Genomic DNA, 19,416 nt, shown 5'->3' with positions numbered 1-19,416 from the left:
GAGCCAGCTTTTTCTTTTTAGTCAGTATCTTAAATCATGAAGATAAAGATAACGGCTAGTGCAGTAATGAGGCCTGCAAATGCATAGCATGCAATTTTACCTATCACACCAGTGTGGAATTTAAGGTCGTGCATGCCGTGGTGTACACGGTGCATCGCATGCCACATTGGTAGAGCTAGGGTGCCAATGATGAATAGCGCACCGATGATACTGGTTGCGAATTCGGAGACACGCTCATAGCTCATCGCTTCTGCATCAATCACGCCTAGTGGGACCAAGATACCTAGCACCAATACCGTGATTGGCGTAATCATCGCGAACCAAGTACCGCCAGCACCAAATAGACCCCACCAGATTGGCTCATCAGAACGTTTTGGTGATGTGTTTACACTATAATTCGGTTTCATGCTCAGCTCCTTACACCACGATGAGAACGATCAGTGAGATGAACGCAACCGCGGCCCACTGAGTCAATACGATGATTTTCTTGTCCACTAGTTTGCCTTTCAAACGAATTGGCATTACTTGTGGCATCATGCTGAAGAAAGTTTGAGCGTGGAATAGGCTACCTAGTAGTGCAACGATGTTGATTGCGACTACGATTGGGTTTGCCATAAAATCCAACCAACCTTGCCATGCGTCAGGGCCTTTCACCAAGCAACCTAAACCGAAAGTTAGGAACAGAGTGAATAGGATCAAAGGCAGCACAGTCGCTTCACGTAGCATGTAGAAGCGGTAGAAAGGATGGTTCTTCCACCAAGTGCGTTTTACTTCACGAACGTAAGGTTTACGATTGCTCATCCTTATGCCTCCACTTTCTTTGGTGAACCATCAGGTTTCAACATAGCAATCACGAAGTCCATAGAAGACTCCACTTTGCCTTGGTTTACTGCCGCTGCTGGGTCAACGTTCTTCGGACAAACTTCAGAACAGTAACCAACAAACGTACAACCCCAAGCACCGTTTTCACCGTTGATAAGCTTCATGCGCTCATCTTTACCGTTGTCACGGCTGTCTAGGTTGTAGCGGTGCGCTAGCGTTAGTGCCGCAGGACCGATGAACTCAGGGTTTAGACCAAACTGAGGACACGCCGCGTAGCATAGACCGCAGTTGATACAACCAGCGAACTGCTTGTATTTCGCCATTTGCTCTGGCGTTTGCAAGTTCGTACCGTCTTCTGGTTTACGGTCGTTACCAATGATGTACGGTTTGATTGCCTCAAGACGTTCGATGAACGGTGTCATATCAACAATCAAGTCTTTTTCGATTGGGAAGTTTGCTAGAGGCTCGATAGTCACACCGTCTGGGTAATCACGTAGGAAGCTCTTACAAGCAAGCTTCGGTACGTTGTTCACCATGATGCCGCAAGAACCACAGATCGCCATACGGCAAGACCAACGGTAAGATAGATCTTTGTCTAGGTGATCTTTAATGTAGCCCAGTGCGTCAAGCACAGACATGGTTTCATCGAATGGCACTTCGAATGTTTGCTTGTATGGTTCTGCATCTTTTTCTGGGTCATAACGCAGAATGTCTACTTTTTGAATGCGATTTGCTGACATTATGCTTGCTCCTCTGCGTTCTTCTCTTCAGCTGCGGCTTTTTCTGCTGCTTCACCGTATAGACGAGCTTTTGGTTGTGACTTAGTGATAGTCACATTGCTGTAATCGATACTTGGCGCTGAATCTGGTTTGTAGAAAGCAAGTGAGTGTTTTAGGAAGTTCACGTCATCACGCTCTGTACAACCGTCGTCCAGACGTTGGTGCGCGCCGCGAGACTCTTTACGTAGAATCGCAGAGTGAACCATCGCTTCTGCGACTTCTAGGCCGTAACCCACTTCAATTGCGTACAGAAGATCAGTGTTAAACACTTTGCCTTTGTCTTTAATGCTGATGCGTTTGTAGCGTTCTTTTAGTTCGGTGATCTTGTTAATGGTTTCTTGCATCAAATCTTCTTGACGGTAGATACCACAACCCGCTTCCATGGTATGACCCATTTCAGTACGGATGTTTGCCCAGTTCTCATCACCTTCTTGGTTCATCAGTTTGGCGATGCGCTCTTCAACTGCTTTCACTTGAGCATCGATTGCAGACTCGTTCCAACCTTTGAATTCTTCAGCGCGTTTCACTGCGTTTTCACCCGCTACGCGACCAAATACCACGAACTCAGCCAGTGAGTTAGAACCTAGACGGTTTGCACCGTGAAGACCAACAGACGCACATTCACCAACCGCGAATAGACCTTTAATGCGAGTTTCACAGCCGCCGTTTGTCTCGATACCACCCATGGTGTAGTGAACCGTTGGACGAATTGGAATTGGCTCTTTTGCAGGGTCTACGTTTACGTAAGCTTTTGCTAGCTCACAGATGAACGGTAGACGCTCTTGTAGGTACTCTTCACCTAGGTGGCGAAGATCAAGGTGTACCACATCACCAAGAGGGTGCTTGATGGTGTTGCCTTTCTGTTGTTCGTGCCAGAAAGCTTGAGAAACTTTGTCACGAGGACCCAGTTCCATGTATTTGTTCTTCGGTTGGCCAACTGGAGTTTCAGGACCCATGCCGTAATCTTGTAGGTAACGGTAGCCGTTCTTGTTAACGATGATACCGCCTTCACCACGACAACCTTCCGTCATCAGGATACCTGTGCCTGGAAGACCGGTTGGGTGGTATTGAACGAATTCCATATCACGTAGAGGAACGCCGTGACGGTAAGCCATTGCCATACCATCGCCCGTTACGATACCGCCATTGGTGTTACAGTGGTAAACACGACCCGCGCCACCTGTTGCTAGAACAACAGATTTTGCTTTGATAATGACAAGCTCGCCTTCAGACATGTGAATAGCAATCAGACCTTGAACTTCGCCTTCATCAACAAGCAGGTCCACCACAAAGTACTCATCAAAACGTTTGATGTTGCTGTACTTCATTGATGTCTGGAATAGCGTATGAAGCATGTGGAAGCCAGTTTTGTCTGCAGCGAACCAAGTACGTTCAACCTTCATACCACCAAAGCGGCGTACGTTGACTTCACCGTTCTCTTTACGACTCCATGGGCAACCCCATTGCTCCATTTGGATCATTTCGCGAGTCGCGTTCTCTACAAAGTATTCAACAACGTCCTGTTCACATAGCCAGTCACCACCGCCAACAGTGTCGTTGAAGTGGTTGTCTAAGCTATCTTCATCCTTGATAACTGCTGCTGAGCCACCCTCTGCAGCGACCGTGTGGGAGCGCATTGGATAAACTTTAGAAATCAGAGCGACTTCTAAGTCTGGGTTTGCTTCAGCCGCTGCAATAGCAGTACGAAGACCAGCGCCGCCTGCGCCGATGACTGCGATATCTGTGGTGATAATTTGCACAGTTATCCTCCAGTGTGTGATTGCGGAAATCCGCTTGTTATTGTCATTACGAGGCGCTCTTTAAAAAGAACTCCCCAAAAGTAGTAGGGTTAGTGTAGATGAGCCACATGGCAGAAAAATTGATGTAATTGGGTTTTTGCTTCGGTAATGCACTTAAGGGCATAGAATTTATAGGTTATGTGACTGCTATCACGGCATCGAGGTTTTGGCCCTCAAGCATTAACATTAGGGATGTTAAACCTGTGTTGCGTGACATTAACCGCATGGATAATAGGATTTTAACTGAGTGTTTTTTGTGCTGCGGCACGAGTAATGCTTGCCTCAAATAGGCGAGCACGTTAGTAAAAATAAGAAGGGATATTCCTCTCTTCTTGAAGAGTAAAAAGCATGTAGAATGAGACTTTCCTCGCTGAATTAAAGTTTGAGAGACTTGTTATGCAAACCAACTGGCAACCTACTGCTTCCATTGACCAACTTCGTCAACGTGCGACGTTAATCGCGTCGATTCGCCAATTCTTCGCTGATCGACAGGTGATGGAAGTCGACACGCCAGCCATGAGTCACGCAACCGTGACCGACATTCATTTGCATACTTTCCAAACCGAGTTTGTTGGCCCGGGTTACGCCGATGGTAGCAAGCTGTTCTTTATGACCAGCCCTGAATTCCACATGAAGCGCCTGCTGGCGGCTGGCAGCGGTTGTATTTATCAAATCAACAAAGCATTTCGTAACGAAGAAAATGGTCGTTACCACAATCCAGAATTCACGATGTTGGAGTGGTATCGCGTTGGCTTTGACCATCATAAATTGATGGATGAAATGGATGATCTGTTGCAACTGGTATTGAAGTGTGGCGCAGCGCAGCGCATGACTTATCAACAAGCCTTCATTGATGTGTTGGGTGTGTGCCCACTAGAAGGCTCGATGACGGAGCTGAAAGCGGCGGCAAGCAAGCTGGGTTTGAGTGACATTGCAGAGCCTGAAGAAGATCGCGATACGTTACTGCAATTGCTATTTAGCGTGGGAGTCGAACACAAAATTGGTCAGGATGTGCCTGCTTTTGTGTACGACTTCCCGGCATCACAGGCGGCGCTTGCGAAAATCAATCCTCAAGACCATCGTGTTGCGGATCGCTTTGAGGTGTATTTTAAGGGAATTGAGCTGGCAAATGGGTTCCATGAGCTCGATAACCCGAAAGAGCAACTGGCGCGTTTTGAGCAAGATAACGCGAAGCGTCTCGACATGGGTTTAAAACCGCAGCCAATCGACTATCATTTGATCTCCGCATTGGAGGCAGGGTTGCCAGATTGTGCGGGTGTTGCGTTAGGCATCGATCGTTTGATCATGCTAGCGCTTGGCTGTGACCACATTGATCAAGTGACGGCTTTTCCATTCCCAATCGCATAAGGATATTCAATGAACTTGGCTGCTGCACGTTTGGTCATTCTCAGCTACGCAATACTGATCGCTTACTTATCGTTGAGCTCGGGCGAGTTGCAAGACTGGGGCAACATTGCGTATCTTGATAAAATGCAGCACGCCATGGCGTACAGCGGATTTGCGTTTTTAGGTTGCTTTTGCGTGTGGCGTTGGCGTCAGCGTTGGGCGGTGGCGATTAGTATCTTATTATTTAGTGCTGCCATCGAATGGCTACAAGGGTATGTCGGAAGACAAACCTCTTGGTTAGACCTTGTCGCCAACTCAACGGGTATTCTAACTGGTCTGTTATGTTACCGTATTTGGAGCCTCTATCGACCTAGGTTGGTGAAGTCGCTATACTCGATTCGTTAATGAAGAGGGAACACGATAACAATGAAAACGCGCGACAAAATCGTCTACGCGGCACTGGAGTTGTTCAACCAACATGGTGAACGCAACATCACCACCAATCACATTGCCGATCACATCGAAATTAGCCCAGGTAATCTGTATTACCACTTCCGTAATAAGCAAGAAATCGTTCGTGAGATCTTTGCGCTTTATTCAGCAGAACTTTTAGAAAGATTTACCCCTATTCAAGGCTCACAAGAAAGCCTGACTATGCTGAAGAGCTACCTAGATTCCATCTTTACGCTAATGTGGAAATACCGCTTTTTCTACGCGAATCTACCTGAGATCTTGTCACGAGATGAGCAGTTACATGAGCAGTACATCGATGTGCAAGAAAAGCTGCAAGCGAACCTCATTGCGATCATGCAAGAGTTTGTATCGCTGAAGCTGCTTAATGTTGATCAACAGCAGTTGAAGTCACTGGTGTGTACGTTGCATTTGATTGCGTGTAGCTGGTTGGCGTATCAGTCTGCAATGGCTTCGAAAACCAGCATCACTGAGCAAATGGTGAAGCAAGGGATGTTGCAGATGCTTAATGTCGTTAAGCCATTAGCAACTGAGCAGGGGTTAGAGCAGCTACTGTTACTGGAAGATGCAGTCAGCAATCTACACAGTTAAACGTCAAACTGCTTAATATTTCGAGAGTCACTCTCATTTTCGAGTCGTGGCTCGAGTTGACTTGTCAAATATGCCACGCACAATAGTCCTCATACCGTTCAGCCCTCTCTGGGATATGACTCTCGATAAAGGAACTATCGCTCCATGAATTACGACATTTTTAATGGCGATGCTGATGGCATCATTGCGCTTCTACAATTACGCTTGGCTGATCCTATCGAGGCTCAGTTAATTACTGGTGTAAAGCGCGACATCAAGCTGGTGGAAAAAGTAGACGTGCAAGCGGGTGATGAGCTAACGGTGTTAGACATTTCGATGGAAAAGAACATGGTAGGCCTAGAGCAAGCATTGGCTCAAGGCGCGCACGTGTTTTACGCCGATCACCATAAGGCGGGTGATATTCCTCAGCATGGCAACTTGGATGCGCACATCGATCTCGATGCCAACATGTGTACGGCGTTGATTGTCGATCAATTGCTAAATGGACGTTTTCACACATGGGCGATTACGGCGGCTTATGGCGATAACATGATCGCGAAAGCAGATGAATTAGCTGACAAGGTCGGATTGTCACACGATCAGAAAGCGCAGCTTAAAGAGCTTGGCACTTTGATTAATTACAACGGTTACGGTTCGAAAGTGGATGACTTACATTTCCATCCTGCGGATTTGTACCAAGCCTTGCTGAAGTACGCGTCGCCATTTGATGTAATTGAAGATAAAACTTCGCCTTACTACCAACTGCAGTCTGCTTACCAACAAGATATGGATGCCGCTCTGGCAGTGCCTGCCACGCATGAGAGCGGTAAGCTAAAGCTGTTCGAGCTACCAAACACGGCCGCATCACGTCGAATCAGCGGTGTGTATGGCAACTGGCTGGCAAATCAAAACCCAGATTCTGCTCATGCAGTACTCACCGAAAATGCAGATGGCACTTACACGGTCTCTCTACGTGCCCCGTTGAACAACAAACAAGGCGCCGTTGCCGTGTGTGGACAGTTTCCAACTGGTGGCGGCCGAGAAGCGGCGGCAGGCATCAACACATTAAGCAAAGATGATGTAAGTGCTTTTATTGATGCGGTAGAAACGTACTACGCATAGCATTTGCCAAAATATGAATACAAAAAAGGAGCCGAGTGGCTCCTTTTTTATTATAAGTCGATGAGTCAGATAATCAGCGCTTCAACCAAGATTTCGGGTTTTGCGCTTCACTGTTGCGGCGAATTTCGAAGTAGAGTGATGCGCGATCTTGCCCGCCAGTATCACCCGCAAGAGCGATCACTTCGCCAGCGGTCACGCGATCGCCTTCTTTTTTCGTCAACGCTTGGTTGTAGCCGTAGAGCGTCATGTCACCTTTGCCGTGGTCAAGCAATACCACTAAGCCATAACCGCGTAAATACTCCGCAAATACGACAGTGCCCGGGTAAACGGCTTTCACTTGTTGACCATAATTGGCCGCAAGCACCATGCCCTTCCAGTTTACTTGCCCGGTTTGGCGAGTACCGAAGTTGTGTAATACACGACCTTTGAGTGGCCATGGCAGTTTACCGCGCTGTTTGCCCAGTCCGTCCATTGGCACGGTATTACGCTTAGCCGCTTTGGCGATCTCGGCTTTTAGGCGTGTTTCGTTGCGCTGCAGTTCAGCAAGGTAGCGTTTATCGTTCTTGATACTGCTCTGAATTTTATTCAAGGTTTGCTTACGTTTGGATTGTGTACTTGCCAGCGCCGTACGTTTCTCAGATTGCTGTTTGAGTAACGTCTCGATTTGATCTTTTTCTAGCTCAAGCTGGTTTTTGTTGTGTGCCAATTCTTGAGTGGTTTTGGTGATTGCATCAATCACTTCAGCACGCGCTTTGGCTAAGTGCTGGAAGTATTGACTCATACGGTCTTCTTCCACACCTTGATTCAACAAGTGACCATTGGCTTTCGCTCGTTCGGTCACGTAATACGTTTGCAGCAACTGTTTGAGCTCTTCCTCTTGCTCTTGGCGCTGCGCTTCTTGCAAGGCAATTTTATCTTCTAGCTTGTCTATGTTTTTGTCTGCTTGTGCTAGCTCAGATTTGGTTTGTCTTATTTCGCGTTCAAGTTTAGAAATGCCAAGTTCTTGCTCTTTGAGCGATTTTTGTAGCTCATTGAGTTGCTTTTCTTGGGAAGAGAGAGATTTGCGTTGACGGCTTATCTCACTTGATACGCCTTTGAGCTCTTGTTGACTAGCGGCAGAAGAGGCGAGGGGATATGTGGCAGATAAAGCACAAGTTAATAAAATAGCCGAGCGTAGAACAGGGTGATTTTGTTTTCGCACTTGAGATTTACCTACCACGTTGTTGTCAAAAGGTTTGTTGACGATTAAATACCATCTCCATGGATAAAGCTTTGTGATTTACCATTAAAGCCTTGATCCATATCGAGAGAAGGTTTGTCCGTTTTTGGACGACCGACGATTTTCGCAGGAACCCCCGCCACAGTTGTGTGTGGTGGTACTGCTTGCAATACCACAGAGCAAGAACCGATTTTCGCGCCTTCGCCCACTTCGATATTGCCAAGAATTTTTGCACCTGCACCAATCATCACACCTTCACGGATTTTCGGGTGACGATCGCCGCACTCTTTACCCGTACCGCCTAAGGTAACGTCTTGTAGAATTGAGACGTCATTATCGATAACTGCAGTTTCACCGATGACGATTCCCGTTGCGTGGTCGAGCATGATGCCGCTACCAATGCGTGCTGCCGGGTGAATGTCTACCTGACACGCAACCGAAATTTGGTTTTGCAGGTAGGTGGCCAGTGCATGGCGCCCTTGCTTCCATAGCCAGTTTGCCACGCGGTAGCCTTGCAGAGCGTGGTAGCCCTTTAAGTACAGCAGCGGCATAGAGTACATCGAAACTGCAGGGTCGCGATTAACCGTGGCACAAATGTCACAAGCGGCACAATCGGTAATGGTTGGGTCGGCAGAGAACGCTTCTTCTACCACTTCACGTACTGCCATTGCTGGCATCGATGCCGTGTTTAACTTGTTTGCCAAAATGTAGCTGAGCGCGGCACAGAAACTTTCATGCTTGATGATGGTGGCATGGTAAAAGCTGGCCAGCATTGGCTCTTGCTCTGACATTTCGCGGGCTTCTGAGACAATTCTGTTCCAGACTTTTTGTTTTTCGCAGTGTTTCATTCTCAATATCCTGAGTGGTTCTTCCGTGACCCGACAACTTCTATTCTTCTCAGATGAGGTGCGAAGGGGCGTAGAGTGCTACTTTCCTTCGGCTTTTTTGTCACGAGCAAGTAAATCTTGCGCTGCCAGGCGTGCATCCTTCCCTTGATACAATACTTGATAAATTTGATCAACAATTGGCATCTCAACACCCATGCGTTGAGAGAGCATCCATACTTCTTTCGTGTTGCGGTAGCCTTCTACGACTTGGCCAATTTCTTCTTGTGCCGTGTCGACGTCTTTACCTTGACCTAGCGCTAAACCAAAGCGGCGGTTGCGTGATTGATTGTCGGTACACGTTAGGACAAGGTCGCCCAAACCAGCCATACCCATGAAGGTTTCTGGTTTTGCACCAAGCGCAGCACCAAGACGGCTCATTTCGGCCAAACCACGAGTAATCAATGCAGTACGCGCGTTGGCTCCAAAACCGATGCCGTCAGACATACCCGCACCAATTGCGATAACGTTTTTCACCGCACCGCCCAATTGCATGCCGATAAAGTCACTATTGGCGTACACGCGGAAAGTTTTGCTGCAGTGGATTTTTTCTTGTAGGTCAGCGACAAATTCAGCATCTGGAGAAGCAACTGAAATTGCAGTAGGCATGCCCATCGCGAGCTCTTTGGCGAACGTTGGGCCAGACAATACAGCCAGTGAGTAGTTTTCACCGATAATGTCATAAGCGACGTCTTTCAGCAGACGACCCGTTTCTGGCTCAAGACCTTTGGTTGCCCAGCAGATACGAGAGTCTTCACGTAAGAAAGGCTTACAGCTGTTCAGTACGATGCCAAAAACATGGCTTGGAACCACAACCAATAAATCTCGGCTTGCTTGTACGGCTTTTTCTAAATCCGATTCAATGATCAAGCTTTCAGGGAAATCAACACCAGGTAAGAAAGCGTGGTTCGCGCGATCCGCTTCTAAACGTGCCATGTGCTCAGGCTCGTGTCCCCAAAGGACTACGTTCGCGCCGTTACGAGCGAGTGAGATCGCCAGAGAGGTACCGTATGAACCTGCGCCAATCACCGTCATTGCGATGTCTTTACCGTAAGCATTGTTTGTATTTGCTTGTGTCATGCTACCGCCTAATTGTCTTTCTACTAGTAGAATCTAGTTCCTAATCGTCAAATTTTACGCCTTCTGGCGATTAGGAACTAGGAACTTTTGTCAGAAATAAAAAATGCACATTGCATCGGATGGTAGACGCTCTGTGCATTTTATTAGAGTCGGTGACGTCAGCACTCAGGCTATTCGTCACTTACAAAAAGTGAATTACGCTTCAGCTTCGCCTTGTTGAGCTTGCTGTTGTAGGTAGTTCATGAATAGCGCGTCGAAGTTAACTGGCGCTAGGTTCAGTTGAGGGAACGTACCTTTAACCACTAGGCTTGAGATAGTTTCACGAGCGTATGGGAATAGGATGTTCGGGCAGAATGCGCCTAGGCAATGTGCTAGTTGGCCTGCTTCCATTTGCTCAGCAGTGAAGATACCACCTTGTTGAACTTCACATAGGAACGCTGTTTCTTCTTCGTTCTTCACAGTTACAGTTAGACGTAGAACCACTTCGTAAACGCCTTCACCAAGCTCACGGCTTTGAGTGTCTAGGTCTAGTTTAACGTCTGGGTTCCATTCTTTTTGGAAGATTACTGGAGAGTTTGGCGCTTCGAAAGAAACGTCTTTTAGGAAGATGCGTTGAATTGCGAAGTTTTGTTGTGCTTCTTGAGGTGCTGCTTCAGCCATTTTTTAATCCTTAAATAAATATTTGTAGAGCCTAGAAACGTCTAAACTCAGAAAACTGGTATGTCCCGAGACTAACTGAGCCAATCTACCTTGACTAGATGAAGCGTGTATTACGTGCAAAGCGTCACAACTTAATGCTTCAACTGCTTTCAATTTGCTCAGTTTATTATCCACGAAGCTTGGCAAAAACACGCTTGAATGCGTACCTTATCTTTTGCCTCTGCCCCGTTATCGAAGCTGCCGGGTATTACTTTTTACCACGTACTAAAGGCAGGTTCGCTTCGTTCCATGCAATCAAGCCGTTCTTCAGTAGGCTTACTTTTTCAAAGCCTGCTTTTACTAATAGGTTCGCGCTTTCTTGAGCGTTTTGCCCTGTCTTGCATACCACAATGATTGGGTCTGATTTGTGGTTTTCAAGGCTACCAAAGTTACCCGCTTTGATATCTGACGGTAAAATGTGAAGTGAGTCGGTGATATGACCTTTTTTGAACTCGTCCTTTGTGCGGATATCCACTACAACGCCGTTTTCACGGTTCATAAGATGAGTCAGTTGGTTTACGTTGATTTCTTTGTATGCGGCCGTCGCTGACTTCACGATGTTCATGATAAAGGCGACAAGAAGACCTACCCAAACCAAAGATAGAATCATGTTCTGTTGGAAAAATTCAATGTACTCTTGCATGTCTTGAGCTCTTACGCTGTTGGCGGAAAAATAAAGCAGGAGTATAGCGGGGTTAAGCCTCTTAGGCGAGAGGGTTAAAATTTTCTAACGAATAATTGAGATCTCTATAAACCCTTTATGTTATTGCCATCCGTGCCTTGGACTATGGTGGCTTGATTGTTTTTGCCTATTGGATTTATCGACTTAAGTGACTTTTGTTTTACCGAAAAAAGCGAACAATAGGTACTAACCAATCTTGTTCGATAATGCTTTAAATAAGCGCTGTTTCAGGTGCAAAAACAAGAATCAGAAGCGTAAGAAAACCGAACCTAGACTGGGGTGTACAAAGCGTATTAGGAATGACTATGCTTGTGGAACACGTTTGTCGGCACTGACTCGTTGTTCGCTTAACTTGTAAGATAGCAACAATAAATCGCAAACATTATTTGATCTTAGCCTACAGTTTTGGTTAAAAAGTGTAGTAAAATTACGCTAGTTTTGTTTCAAGGTTAGATAGGGCAGCGAGGCCCTACGCCAAAAGTTACTTAAATTTGATGAGGTCATCACTATGTCAGCTAAGAAGCCACTGGCTCTAGTTATTCTTGACGGTTACGGTTACCGTGAAGACACAGCAAGTAACGCAATTGCGAATGCGAAAACACCAGTAATGGATGCTCTGATTGCGAATAACCCACACACTCTAATCTCTGCTTCAGGCATGGATGTTGGCCTTCCTGATGGTCAAATGGGTAACTCAGAAGTTGGTCACACTAACATTGGCGCAGGTCGCGTTGTATACCAAGATCTAACTCGTATCACTAAATCGATCGCTGACGGTGAGTTTGCTGAAACACCAGCGCTTGTTGAAGCAGTTGATGCTGCTGTTAAAGCAGAGAAAGCGGTACATATCATGGGTCTGATGTCTCCAGGTGGCGTACACTCTCATGAAGACCATATCTACGCAGCGGTTGAAATGGCAGCGGCTCGTGGCGCTGAGAAAATCTACCTACACTGTTTCCTAGACGGTCGTGACACGCCACCACGTAGTGCAGAAAACTCGCTACAACGTTTCCAAGATCTATTCGCGAAACTAGGTAAAGGTCGTGTTGCTTCTCTAGTAGGTCGCTACTACGCTATGGACCGTGACAACAACTGGGATCGCGTTCAAGTGGCTTACGATCTTCTGACTCAAGCGAAAGCTGAGTTCACAGCAGAAACCGCCGTTGCTGGTCTAGAAGCCGCTTACGCTCGTGAAGAGAACGATGAGTTCGTGAAAGCGACAGCCATTAAAGCGGAAGGCGAAGAAGACGCAATCATGCAAGACGGCGATGCGGTTATCTTCATGAACTACCGTGCTGACCGTGCTCGTCAAATCACTCGCGCATTCGTGCCTGACTTTGATGGTTTTGAGCGTGCGGTATTCCCAGCAGTTAACTTCGTTATGTTGACTCAATACGCGGCAGATATCCCTCTAGCAATCGCATTCCCACCAGCGTCTCTAGAAAACACGTACGGTGAGTGGCTGTCTAAGCAAGGTCAAACTCAGCTACGTATCTCTGAAACAGAGAAATACGCGCACGTAACGTTTTTCTTCAACGGCGGTGTTGAAAACGAATTTGAAGGCGAAGAGCGCCAGCTTGTTGCTTCTCCAAAAGTAGCCACTTACGACCTTCAGCCAGAAATGAGCTCCCCTGAGCTTACAGAGAAACTGGTTGCGGCGATCAAGTCTGGTAAGTTCGACACTATCATCTGTAACTACCCGAACGCAGATATGGTTGGTCACACTGGCGTTTACGAAGCAGCTGAGAAAGCAATCGAAGCGCTAGATGAAAGTGTTGGCAAAGTAGTTGAAGCAATCAAAGAAGTTGGCGGTCAGCTGCTGATCACTGCGGACCATGGTAACGCAGAAATGATGGTTGACCCAGAAACGGGTGGTACTCACACAGCGCACACTAACCTACCGGTTCCTCTTATTTACGTAGGTGATAAAGCGGTTGAGTTCAAAGAAGGCGGCAAACTTTCTGACCTTGCACCAACCATGCTTTCTCTAGCGGGTCTAGAAATCCCAGCAGAAATGACGGGTGAAGTGCTAGTTAAATAATTAACTGACAACTCAGAATGACAAAAGCCCGAGTTTAAACTCGGGCTTTTTTGTATCTGGCAACAAGGGCTGGTCTGTAAGGTTATTGAACCAAAATGCCAGCACCAATCACAGCTAGGGCTGCGCCCAACCATGCAAATCGGTTTGGTCGGCGTTTAGTGTAAATCCAGAGTAGCGGTAGCAACATAATTGGCGTGGTTGAAGATAGCAGTGCAACCATACCTACATTCCCTTCTTGCAGTGCGTATAAGATTAGCGTCATGCCGACGGCCATCGCCAAGAAACCGTTAAGCGCAGTAATACCAAATACTCGCCAAGTAATGTGTTGTGTCGAGCGAGCGACTTTGACCCCTAGAACTAACAACATGCTGTGGGCGAAAAATGCACTGATCATTCGAATAGCAGAAGCCGCAACAGGGTCAATGCTGGTTTGCATTACTGGCTTGGCGATGATGCCGCCCAATGCTTGGCACATTGCAGCGGTTAAGCCAAGTCCAATACCCACCCAGATGTTACCTTTAATGTCTTCCAAGACGTTATTCACTTGGCCTCTTCGACCAAAGAATATCGCCATCACCACGCCGCTAAATACCAAGGATGCGCCCAGGAGTTCTATTGTGGTCATGACTTCGCTAAATAAGAAGTAGCCCAAAATAGCAGAGAATACCGCATGGCAGGAAAACAGTAGTCCGGCTTGTCTTGGTCCCATACGATTCAAGCACGCAAACAGAGCGGTATCACCGATGAAAATTCCAATCAGACCCGACGCCATCATTGGCGTTACATGTTCCCAAGAAACCGTTAACCAGCCGCCAGTTATCCAGGCCATTGTTGATAAGATCACGGCCGTACAGCCCATGCGCCAGCGGCTGTAAGAAAAAGCGCCTAGGTGTTGTGCAGGAATGACCGAAATTAGGCTAGAAACTGCCCACAAAAAAGCGGCGCATAAAGCAAGCCATTCGTAACCCATGATGTGTCGACGTCCTTGTAGATTTGAGGAGTCTTAATATGCACGAAATTTAATGGATGTAAAAGCCGCTCTATGAGGGCAGTAGTTGGCGAACAGCTCCATGACAACACGCTTTTTCATGGAGCTCTTCGATTAAAACAGTACCAAAACTGCGCCATACACGATAAGTAGACCAATCAAACCGAGAATCAGGCCTACTTTCGCCATGTCTTTGCTCTCGATGAGGCCTGTTGAATAAGCCAAAGAGTTTGGTGGCGTGGAAACCGGTAAGATCATGCCAAGTGATGCGGAGAATGCGACGACAACCAGTAAACCTTGTAGGCCACCAACCGCAATAAGGCTTGGCATGGATGTACCAATAGCGGCAGCAATAGGCATCAATAAGTTTGCCGTTGCGGTATTAGACATAAAGTTCGCCATTAACCAACATACGACCGATAGGGCAAAGACAACGGCAAATGGTGATAGTAAGCTGTAATCAATGGCGTGCGCTAATGCTTCGGCTAAGCCCGTTTTGTCTAAGGCAATACCAATTGCGATACCACCAGCAACCAGCCATAGCACGTCCCAGTTAATCAGCTTGAGTTCTTCTTTGCCCATAATGCCCGTTAAGGTGAAGACCGCAAGCGGGATAATCGCAACAACATACGTGTTCATGCCGTGCACTTTCGTTGTCATCCAAAGCAAAATGGTTAATGCAAAAGTGATGTAGACGACGATCGCGCGCCAGCTCTTTTTGAACGTACCATCCAGCTTTAGTTTCATTTCTGGTTCGCTGGACGGAAACAGCTTCTGCAACAAAAACCAAGCAACAGTGAGTTGTATCAGCACAAATGGTAGGCCCATTGTCATCCAAGATAGGAAGTCTATGGCGTTTTCTCCGGTGAGGTATTGGAGCGCTATTGCATTAGGTGGCGTGCCTATCGGAGTCGCAATGCCGCCTGTATTCGCGGCAATTGGAATACACAACACCAGTGCTTTAATGCCTAAATCCCCTTTAGGTGCTGAAGCGACGATGGGGCCAAGCAGGGCTAGCATCATCACGGTCGTGGCAGTATTGGACATAAACATTGAAAAAACGGCGGTAATTAACATCAAGCCCAGCATGATGAACTTAGGTTGTGTGCCGAATGGTTTTAATAGAACTCGGGCGAGGTTGTTGTCGAGCTCGTATTTGGAAGCCGCAATCGCGAGAGCAAAACCACCCATAAAAAGAATAATGATCGGTGAAGAGAAGGCCGAGAAAATATCGGTGTAAGCAATTAACTCTCCTAAATCATGCCCCGCTGGTGGATTGCGAAATAGATGCAAACCTTTATCCGATATCATGATCAGTTCAAGAGCGATAATAAGAATGGACGTAGCAAAAACGGGTACCGGCTCAAGAACCCAAAGTAGGGCAGCAAGAAGAAAAATAGCCAACAGACGATGCTGAATTAAAGTAAGATCATCAATAGGAATAGCATCAATCGGCATCATCAAAACACCGAGCGGAATTAAAAAGCATACCAGCAATTTCGCCAGCGTGTTTACACTCATCTTTGGCATTGGCTGCCCCTCTAAATATTCATCCTAAGCGCAGGATAATTGATTGTGGAATGAAGGTCTTAGAGGCAGGTATGAGTTTGAGAAATAGAGGCTAAATTTTGAACGGAATTTTGCTTTTTATCAATAAAAAGAGCCCTTGAGAAAGGGCTCTTTTAATGGGGTTTTTGCTTATTTTTTCAAGGCGTAAGGTGTGCCCATTACGGTTGGCTTACCGTTTTCCATGCTTGCGTCAAACTCAATCGCGTCTTTGGCAAACAGGTTAATAACAGTAGAACCCAGTTTGAAGCGGCCCATCTCTTCGCCTTTTTTCAAGATCACGGCCTTGTCCCCCTCAGCTGGGTAATCCCATTTGTAGACAGTATTGCCACGAGGCGGAGTGATCGTGCCAGCCCACACTTGCTCAATGCTGCCAACAATTGTCGCACCAACAAGCACTTGTGCCATTGGACCAAACTCAGTGTCAAAGATACACACCACACGCTCGTTACGTGCGAATAGATTTGGAACGTTTTCTGCCGTAAGTGGGTTTACCGAGAACAGGTCACCAGGCACGTAAATCATTTGGCGCAGTGTGCCGTCACACGGCATGTGTACACGATGGTAATCGCGCGGAGACAGGTACAGCGTGGCAAAAGATCCATCTTTAAATTCGTTTGCTAAATTCGCGTCACCGCCCAGCAGTTCTTGCGCTGAGAAGTGATGACCTTTTGCTTGGATAAGTTGACCATCTTCAATAGGGCCAAATTGGCTAACACAAGCGTCGGCTGGGTGAGTGATGACGTTTTCGCCTTCAGAAATTGGGCGTGCGCCCTCTTTTAGCTCACGAACGAAAAACTCGTTGAACGTTTTAAAATGCTTAGGATCTGAGTGCTTCGCCTCATCCATGTTCACATTGTATTGTTTGATAAACCAACGAATAACTGCTGTTGTTAGACCGCCAGCTTTTGCTGAAGCCAGTTTACCCATTAGGCGAGTGAGGCCGTGTTGTGGGATCCAGTACTGCAGTCCAACTTTAAACTTGTCCATCTTTAATTCCGATACTTCTGTTAGATTCGCGCTTTAGGGCGCGTGATGTTACTGAAATTTAATTTGCTTGTCAGTATTAGGTGAAGACTTTTTACACAGTTACAGTCTTAACTTAATTACAGATCGGCTTTCTTATTGCGTGAATACTGACGGTTTGCTTTGTTTTCAACCATGCTTTCCAAAATGCGATGGTAGTTTTCAAAGCGAGTTTCGTTGATTTCCCCTTTCTCAACAGCTTCACGTAGAAGGCAGCCAGGGTCGTCATTGTGCTTACAATCTCGGAACTTACAACCGCCTAAGTATGGTCGGAATTCAACGAATGCTTTCGTTACTTCTTCTGCTTCCAAATGCCAAAGCCCAAATTCACGCACTCCAGGCGAGTCGATCAAGTCGCCACCCGTCGGAATATGATACAAGCGCGCTGCTGTCGTGGTGTGTTGGCCTAAACCTGAGTTCTCGGAAACTTCGCCTTCTTCCACTTCGCTCTCTAGTTCCGGCATTAACGCGTTGACTAAGCTGGATTTCCCTACGCCTGATTGACCAACAAAGATATTAATTCGGTCACGCAGCAGGGTTTCTAGTTCAGCAATGCCTTCTCCAGATTTCTTGCTGACCAGAAGCACTTTATAGCCAATGCGTTCATATTCTTTGAGCCATTCTTCATACATTGCACGATCATCGGCTTCTAGAAGATCGACTTTGTTTAAGACCAGCAATGGTGCGATATTCAGTGTTTCTGATGCTACGAGGTAACGGTCAATAATATTCAGTGATAGCTCGGGCAGTACCGAGGAGACAATGACCATTTGATCAATATTGGCAGCTACGGGCTTTAGGCCATCGTAGTAATCTGGACGAGTGAGCACTGAAGAACGAGGTTCTACCGCTTCAACAACGCCAGAAATGCCAGCCATAGACTCCAAGCCTTCGCGCCATAAAACTCGATCGCCAGATACTAAAGATTCGATACCACGGCGAAGGTTACAGCGTTGAATCTCGCCTGTTTCAAGGTCTTCAATATCCGCGTGCTGGCCAAAACGAGTGATCACGAGACCTTGTTTGCTTGCGCCTAGCATGTTTTCATCCCACTGGATGGACTCTTCTTGCTTTTTTAAACGCTTTTGTTGGTTGCTGCGTACGCGTCGCACTTGACCTTTGGTTAACTTTTTCTTCTTTGCCACAATTCTGTACTTTATGTGAATTTACTCAAATGGTTGAGCCGTGATCTTGGCTCTGAGTGAGTATCGTGTTTCCCGTATTTTGAGGTATAGTACCTCTTTTATCGATAAACAAATAGGCGGCGTAACCATGTCCTTTAGCGATCAAAACCTAATTTGGGTTGATTTAGAGATGACAGGGCTTGATCCTGAAACGCACAAAATCATTGAAATTGCTTCTATTGTCACGGATAGCGAGCTAAATATTTTAGCTGAAGGTCCAGTATTAGCGATTCATCAGCCGGAAGAAGAGCTAGAGAAAATGGACGATTGGTGCACCAATACGCATACGGCAAGCGGCTTGGTGGAACGCGTTCGCAACAGTAAAATCTCAGAACAAGATGCGGTCGCACAAACCATTGAATTCTTAGAAAAATGGGTGCCGAAAGGGGCGTCGCCAATATGTGGTAACAGCATTGGGCAAGATCGTCGCTTCTTGTACAAACACATGCCGGAATTAGAAGAGTTCTTTCATTACCGATATGTTGACGTCAGCACTCTTAAAGAATTGGCGCGTCGTTGGCAACCTGAAGTATTAAATGGGTTCACAAAACAGGGAACACATTTGGCCTTGGACGACATTCGCGAGTCGATTGCAGAACTTAAGTACTATCGTGGTACTATTTTCAAGATTTAACTGTTAAGGTTGCGATCCAAATTGTTGTAATTTATATCGCTTTTGATTGCTTTTTCATCGTTCAGTAAAAAAATAAAGTTTTTTTGAAGGAAGGACTTGCATCACAAAAAAATGCTCTTATAATTCGCAGCCCTAAACAGCGGAAACGTTGTTGATGCGACACTAGCTCAGTTGGTAGAGCGCAACCTTGCCAAGGTTGAGGTCACGAGTTCGAACCTCGTGTGTCGCTCCAGTTTCATAGTTCTCACGGTACTTAACGGTGACACAATACGGACGCGGGGTGGAGCAGCTTGGTAGCTCGTCGGGCTCATAACCCGAAGGTCGTCGGTTCAAATCCGGCCCCCGCAACCAAATTCCATTAATAGCGACTGCTGTTAATATGCGACACTAGCTCAGTTGGTAGAGCGCAACCTTGCCAAGGTTGAGGTCACGAGTTCGAACCTCGTGTGTCGCTCCAGTTTTATAGTTCTCACGGTACTTAACGGTGACACAATACGGACGCG

19 protein-coding genes and 3 tRNA genes are annotated in these 19,416 nt (G+C 46.6%); 9 read left to right on the top strand and 13 right to left on the bottom strand.

Annotation, left to right across the window (positions count from 1 at the left end):
- Positions 1-29 precede the first annotated feature (29 nt).
- From frdD to frdA, 4 genes are read right to left on the bottom strand one after another with little or no spacing between them, the layout of a single operon-like run.
- Positions 30-407, bottom strand: a complete 378-nt coding sequence (gene frdD / locus NB463_RS15440) for a fumarate reductase subunit FrdD (protein ID WP_005395421.1) — start codon at positions 405-407, stop codon at positions 30-32.
- 10 nt (positions 408-417) lie between these two features.
- Entirely contained in the window at positions 418-801 is a 384-nt protein-coding gene (frdC, locus tag NB463_RS15435; RefSeq protein WP_109170182.1) for a fumarate reductase subunit FrdC, read from the bottom strand.
- A gap of 2 nt (positions 802-803) precedes the next feature.
- A complete protein-coding gene (locus NB463_RS15430; protein WP_005381489.1) occupies positions 804-1,562 on the bottom strand; it encodes a succinate dehydrogenase/fumarate reductase iron-sulfur subunit in 759 nt (252 codons plus the stop codon).
- Positions 1,562-3,361 (bottom strand): fumarate reductase (quinol) flavoprotein subunit, encoded by a 1,800-nt coding sequence (gene frdA / locus NB463_RS15425; RefSeq protein WP_258430856.1) that lies wholly within the window; start codon positions 3,359-3,361, stop codon positions 1,562-1,564. Before frdA ends, NB463_RS15430 begins: the two co-directional genes overlap by 1 nt.
- A gap of 435 nt (positions 3,362-3,796) precedes the next feature.
- Between frdA and epmA the strand changes: the two genes are divergently transcribed.
- The 4 genes from epmA to NB463_RS15405 all read left to right on the top strand — a co-directional run bounded on the left by epmA (position 3,797) and on the right by NB463_RS15405 (position 6,910).
- Positions 3,797-4,768 (top strand): elongation factor P--(R)-beta-lysine ligase, encoded by a 972-nt coding sequence (epmA, locus tag NB463_RS15420; protein WP_046874653.1) that lies wholly within the window; start codon positions 3,797-3,799, stop codon positions 4,766-4,768.
- 9 nt (positions 4,769-4,777) lie between these two features.
- Entirely contained in the window at positions 4,778-5,152 is a 375-nt protein-coding gene (locus tag NB463_RS15415) for a VanZ family protein (protein ID WP_048626684.1), read from the top strand.
- 21 nt (positions 5,153-5,173) lie between these two features.
- Complete coding sequence (locus tag NB463_RS15410; protein ID WP_005395413.1) at positions 5,174-5,809, top strand: TetR/AcrR family transcriptional regulator; 636 nt, start codon at positions 5,174-5,176, stop codon at positions 5,807-5,809.
- A 144-nt stretch (positions 5,810-5,953) separates the two neighbouring features.
- Positions 5,954-6,910 carry an acetyltransferase gene (locus NB463_RS15405; RefSeq protein ID WP_053807759.1) on the top strand — a complete coding sequence of 319 codons (957 nt, stop codon included), beginning with the start codon at positions 5,954-5,956 and terminating at the stop codon, positions 6,908-6,910.
- A gap of 73 nt (positions 6,911-6,983) precedes the next feature.
- Here the strand turns inward: NB463_RS15405 and NB463_RS15400 are convergent, their stop codons facing one another.
- The 5 genes from NB463_RS15400 to NB463_RS15380 all read right to left on the bottom strand — a co-directional run bounded on the left by NB463_RS15400 (position 6,984) and on the right by NB463_RS15380 (position 11,435).
- Positions 6,984-8,129: a murein hydrolase activator EnvC family protein gene (locus tag NB463_RS15400; protein WP_053807760.1), complete on the bottom strand. Its 1,146-nt coding sequence runs from the start codon at positions 8,127-8,129 to the stop codon at positions 6,984-6,986.
- A 26-nt stretch (positions 8,130-8,155) separates the two neighbouring features.
- Positions 8,156-8,977 (bottom strand): serine O-acetyltransferase, encoded by an 822-nt coding sequence (gene cysE / locus NB463_RS15395; protein WP_005395410.1) that lies wholly within the window; start codon positions 8,975-8,977, stop codon positions 8,156-8,158.
- A 78-nt stretch (positions 8,978-9,055) separates the two neighbouring features.
- Positions 9,056-10,093 carry an NAD(P)H-dependent glycerol-3-phosphate dehydrogenase gene (gpsA, locus tag NB463_RS15390; protein ID WP_006743122.1) on the bottom strand — a complete coding sequence of 346 codons (1,038 nt, stop codon included), beginning with the start codon at positions 10,091-10,093 and terminating at the stop codon, positions 9,056-9,058.
- Positions 10,094-10,288: 195 nt separating this feature from the next.
- Positions 10,289-10,753, bottom strand: a complete 465-nt coding sequence (gene secB, locus NB463_RS15385) for a protein-export chaperone SecB (protein WP_005395400.1) — start codon at positions 10,751-10,753, stop codon at positions 10,289-10,291.
- Between the two features lie 247 nt (positions 10,754-11,000).
- Complete coding sequence (locus NB463_RS15380) at positions 11,001-11,435, bottom strand: rhodanese-like domain-containing protein (protein ID WP_005395399.1); 435 nt, start codon at positions 11,433-11,435, stop codon at positions 11,001-11,003.
- Positions 11,436-11,982: 547 nt separating this feature from the next.
- Between NB463_RS15380 and gpmM the strand changes: the two genes are divergently transcribed.
- Positions 11,983-13,515, top strand: a complete 1,533-nt coding sequence (gene gpmM, locus NB463_RS15375) for a 2,3-bisphosphoglycerate-independent phosphoglycerate mutase (RefSeq protein ID WP_005395398.1) — start codon at positions 11,983-11,985, stop codon at positions 13,513-13,515.
- A gap of 82 nt (positions 13,516-13,597) precedes the next feature.
- On the opposite strand, the gene NB463_RS15370 is transcribed toward gpmM, so the two are convergent.
- From NB463_RS15370 to rsgA, 4 genes are all read right to left on the bottom strand, one after another.
- Positions 13,598-14,485 carry a DMT family transporter gene (locus NB463_RS15370; protein ID WP_005381469.1) on the bottom strand — a complete coding sequence of 296 codons (888 nt, stop codon included), beginning with the start codon at positions 14,483-14,485 and terminating at the stop codon, positions 13,598-13,600.
- A 132-nt stretch (positions 14,486-14,617) separates the two neighbouring features.
- A complete protein-coding gene (locus tag NB463_RS15365; RefSeq protein WP_053807762.1) occupies positions 14,618-16,033 on the bottom strand; it encodes an SLC13 family permease in 1,416 nt (471 codons plus the stop codon).
- A 168-nt stretch (positions 16,034-16,201) separates the two neighbouring features.
- Positions 16,202-17,059, bottom strand: a complete 858-nt coding sequence (asd, locus tag NB463_RS15360) for an archaetidylserine decarboxylase (protein ID WP_005395389.1) — start codon at positions 17,057-17,059, stop codon at positions 16,202-16,204.
- A gap of 116 nt (positions 17,060-17,175) precedes the next feature.
- The gene (gene rsgA, locus NB463_RS15355) at positions 17,176-18,240 is read right to left on the bottom strand and encodes a small ribosomal subunit biogenesis GTPase RsgA (RefSeq protein ID WP_005395388.1); all 1,065 of its coding nucleotides are present in this window, start codon (positions 18,238-18,240) and stop codon (positions 17,176-17,178) included.
- 127 nt (positions 18,241-18,367) lie between these two features.
- Between rsgA and orn the strand changes: the two genes are divergently transcribed.
- The 4 genes from orn (at position 18,368) to NB463_RS15335 (ending at position 19,370) form a co-directional block, all read left to right on the top strand.
- Positions 18,368-18,913, top strand: coding sequence for an oligoribonuclease (orn, locus tag NB463_RS15350; RefSeq protein ID WP_053807763.1), 546 nt, complete (start codon positions 18,368-18,370; stop codon positions 18,911-18,913).
- Positions 18,914-19,069: 156 nt separating this feature from the next.
- Positions 19,070-19,145: transfer RNA gene (locus tag NB463_RS15345), tRNA-Gly, on the top strand.
- Between the two features lie 42 nt (positions 19,146-19,187).
- Positions 19,188-19,264: transfer RNA gene (locus NB463_RS15340), tRNA-Met, on the top strand.
- Positions 19,265-19,294: 30 nt separating this feature from the next.
- Positions 19,295-19,370: transfer RNA gene (locus NB463_RS15335), tRNA-Gly, on the top strand.
- Positions 19,371-19,416 lie beyond the last annotated feature (46 nt).

The organism is Vibrio sp. RM-41-2B (assembly GCF_024744415.1).
In the GTDB taxonomy this organism is placed as follows: Bacteria; Pseudomonadota; Gammaproteobacteria; order Enterobacterales; family Vibrionaceae; genus Vibrio; species Vibrio diabolicus.
The sequence above is the reverse complement of the archived record's forward strand: the minus strand, read 5'-3'. Positions and strand labels throughout refer to the sequence as shown.

Coding starts and splice junctions, on each gene's coding strand:
- gpsA (WP_006743122.1), bottom strand. CDS start 10,093: ATGACACAAGCAAATACAAACAATGCTTACGGTAAAGACATCGCAATG.
- frdD (WP_005395421.1), bottom strand. CDS start 407: ATGAAACCGAATTATAGTGTAAACACATCACCAAAACGTTCTGATGAG.
- epmA (WP_046874653.1), top strand. CDS start 3,797: ATGCAAACCAACTGGCAACCTACTGCTTCCATTGACCAACTTCGTCAA.
- cysE (WP_005395410.1), bottom strand. CDS start 8,977: ATGAAACACTGCGAAAAACAAAAAGTCTGGAACAGAATTGTCTCAGAA.
- NB463_RS15370 (WP_005381469.1), bottom strand. CDS start 14,485: ATGGGTTACGAATGGCTTGCTTTATGCGCCGCTTTTTTGTGGGCAGTT.
- NB463_RS15380 (WP_005395399.1), bottom strand. CDS start 11,435: ATGCAAGAGTACATTGAATTTTTCCAACAGAACATGATTCTATCTTTG.
- NB463_RS15430 (WP_005381489.1), bottom strand. CDS start 1,562: ATGTCAGCAAATCGCATTCAAAAAGTAGACATTCTGCGTTATGACCCA.
- frdC (WP_109170182.1), bottom strand. CDS start 801: ATGAGCAATCGTAAACCTTACGTTCGTGAAGTAAAACGCACTTGGTGG.
- orn (WP_053807763.1), top strand. CDS start 18,368: ATGTCCTTTAGCGATCAAAACCTAATTTGGGTTGATTTAGAGATGACA.
- gpmM (WP_005395398.1), top strand. CDS start 11,983: ATGTCAGCTAAGAAGCCACTGGCTCTAGTTATTCTTGACGGTTACGGT.
- NB463_RS15410 (WP_005395413.1), top strand. CDS start 5,174: ATGAAAACGCGCGACAAAATCGTCTACGCGGCACTGGAGTTGTTCAAC.
- NB463_RS15405 (WP_053807759.1), top strand. CDS start 5,954: ATGAATTACGACATTTTTAATGGCGATGCTGATGGCATCATTGCGCTT.
- asd (WP_005395389.1), bottom strand. CDS start 17,059: ATGGACAAGTTTAAAGTTGGACTGCAGTACTGGATCCCACAACACGGC.
- secB (WP_005395400.1), bottom strand. CDS start 10,753: ATGGCTGAAGCAGCACCTCAAGAAGCACAACAAAACTTCGCAATTCAA.
- NB463_RS15365 (WP_053807762.1), bottom strand. CDS start 16,033: ATGCCAAAGATGAGTGTAAACACGCTGGCGAAATTGCTGGTATGCTTT.
- NB463_RS15415 (WP_048626684.1), top strand. CDS start 4,778: ATGAACTTGGCTGCTGCACGTTTGGTCATTCTCAGCTACGCAATACTG.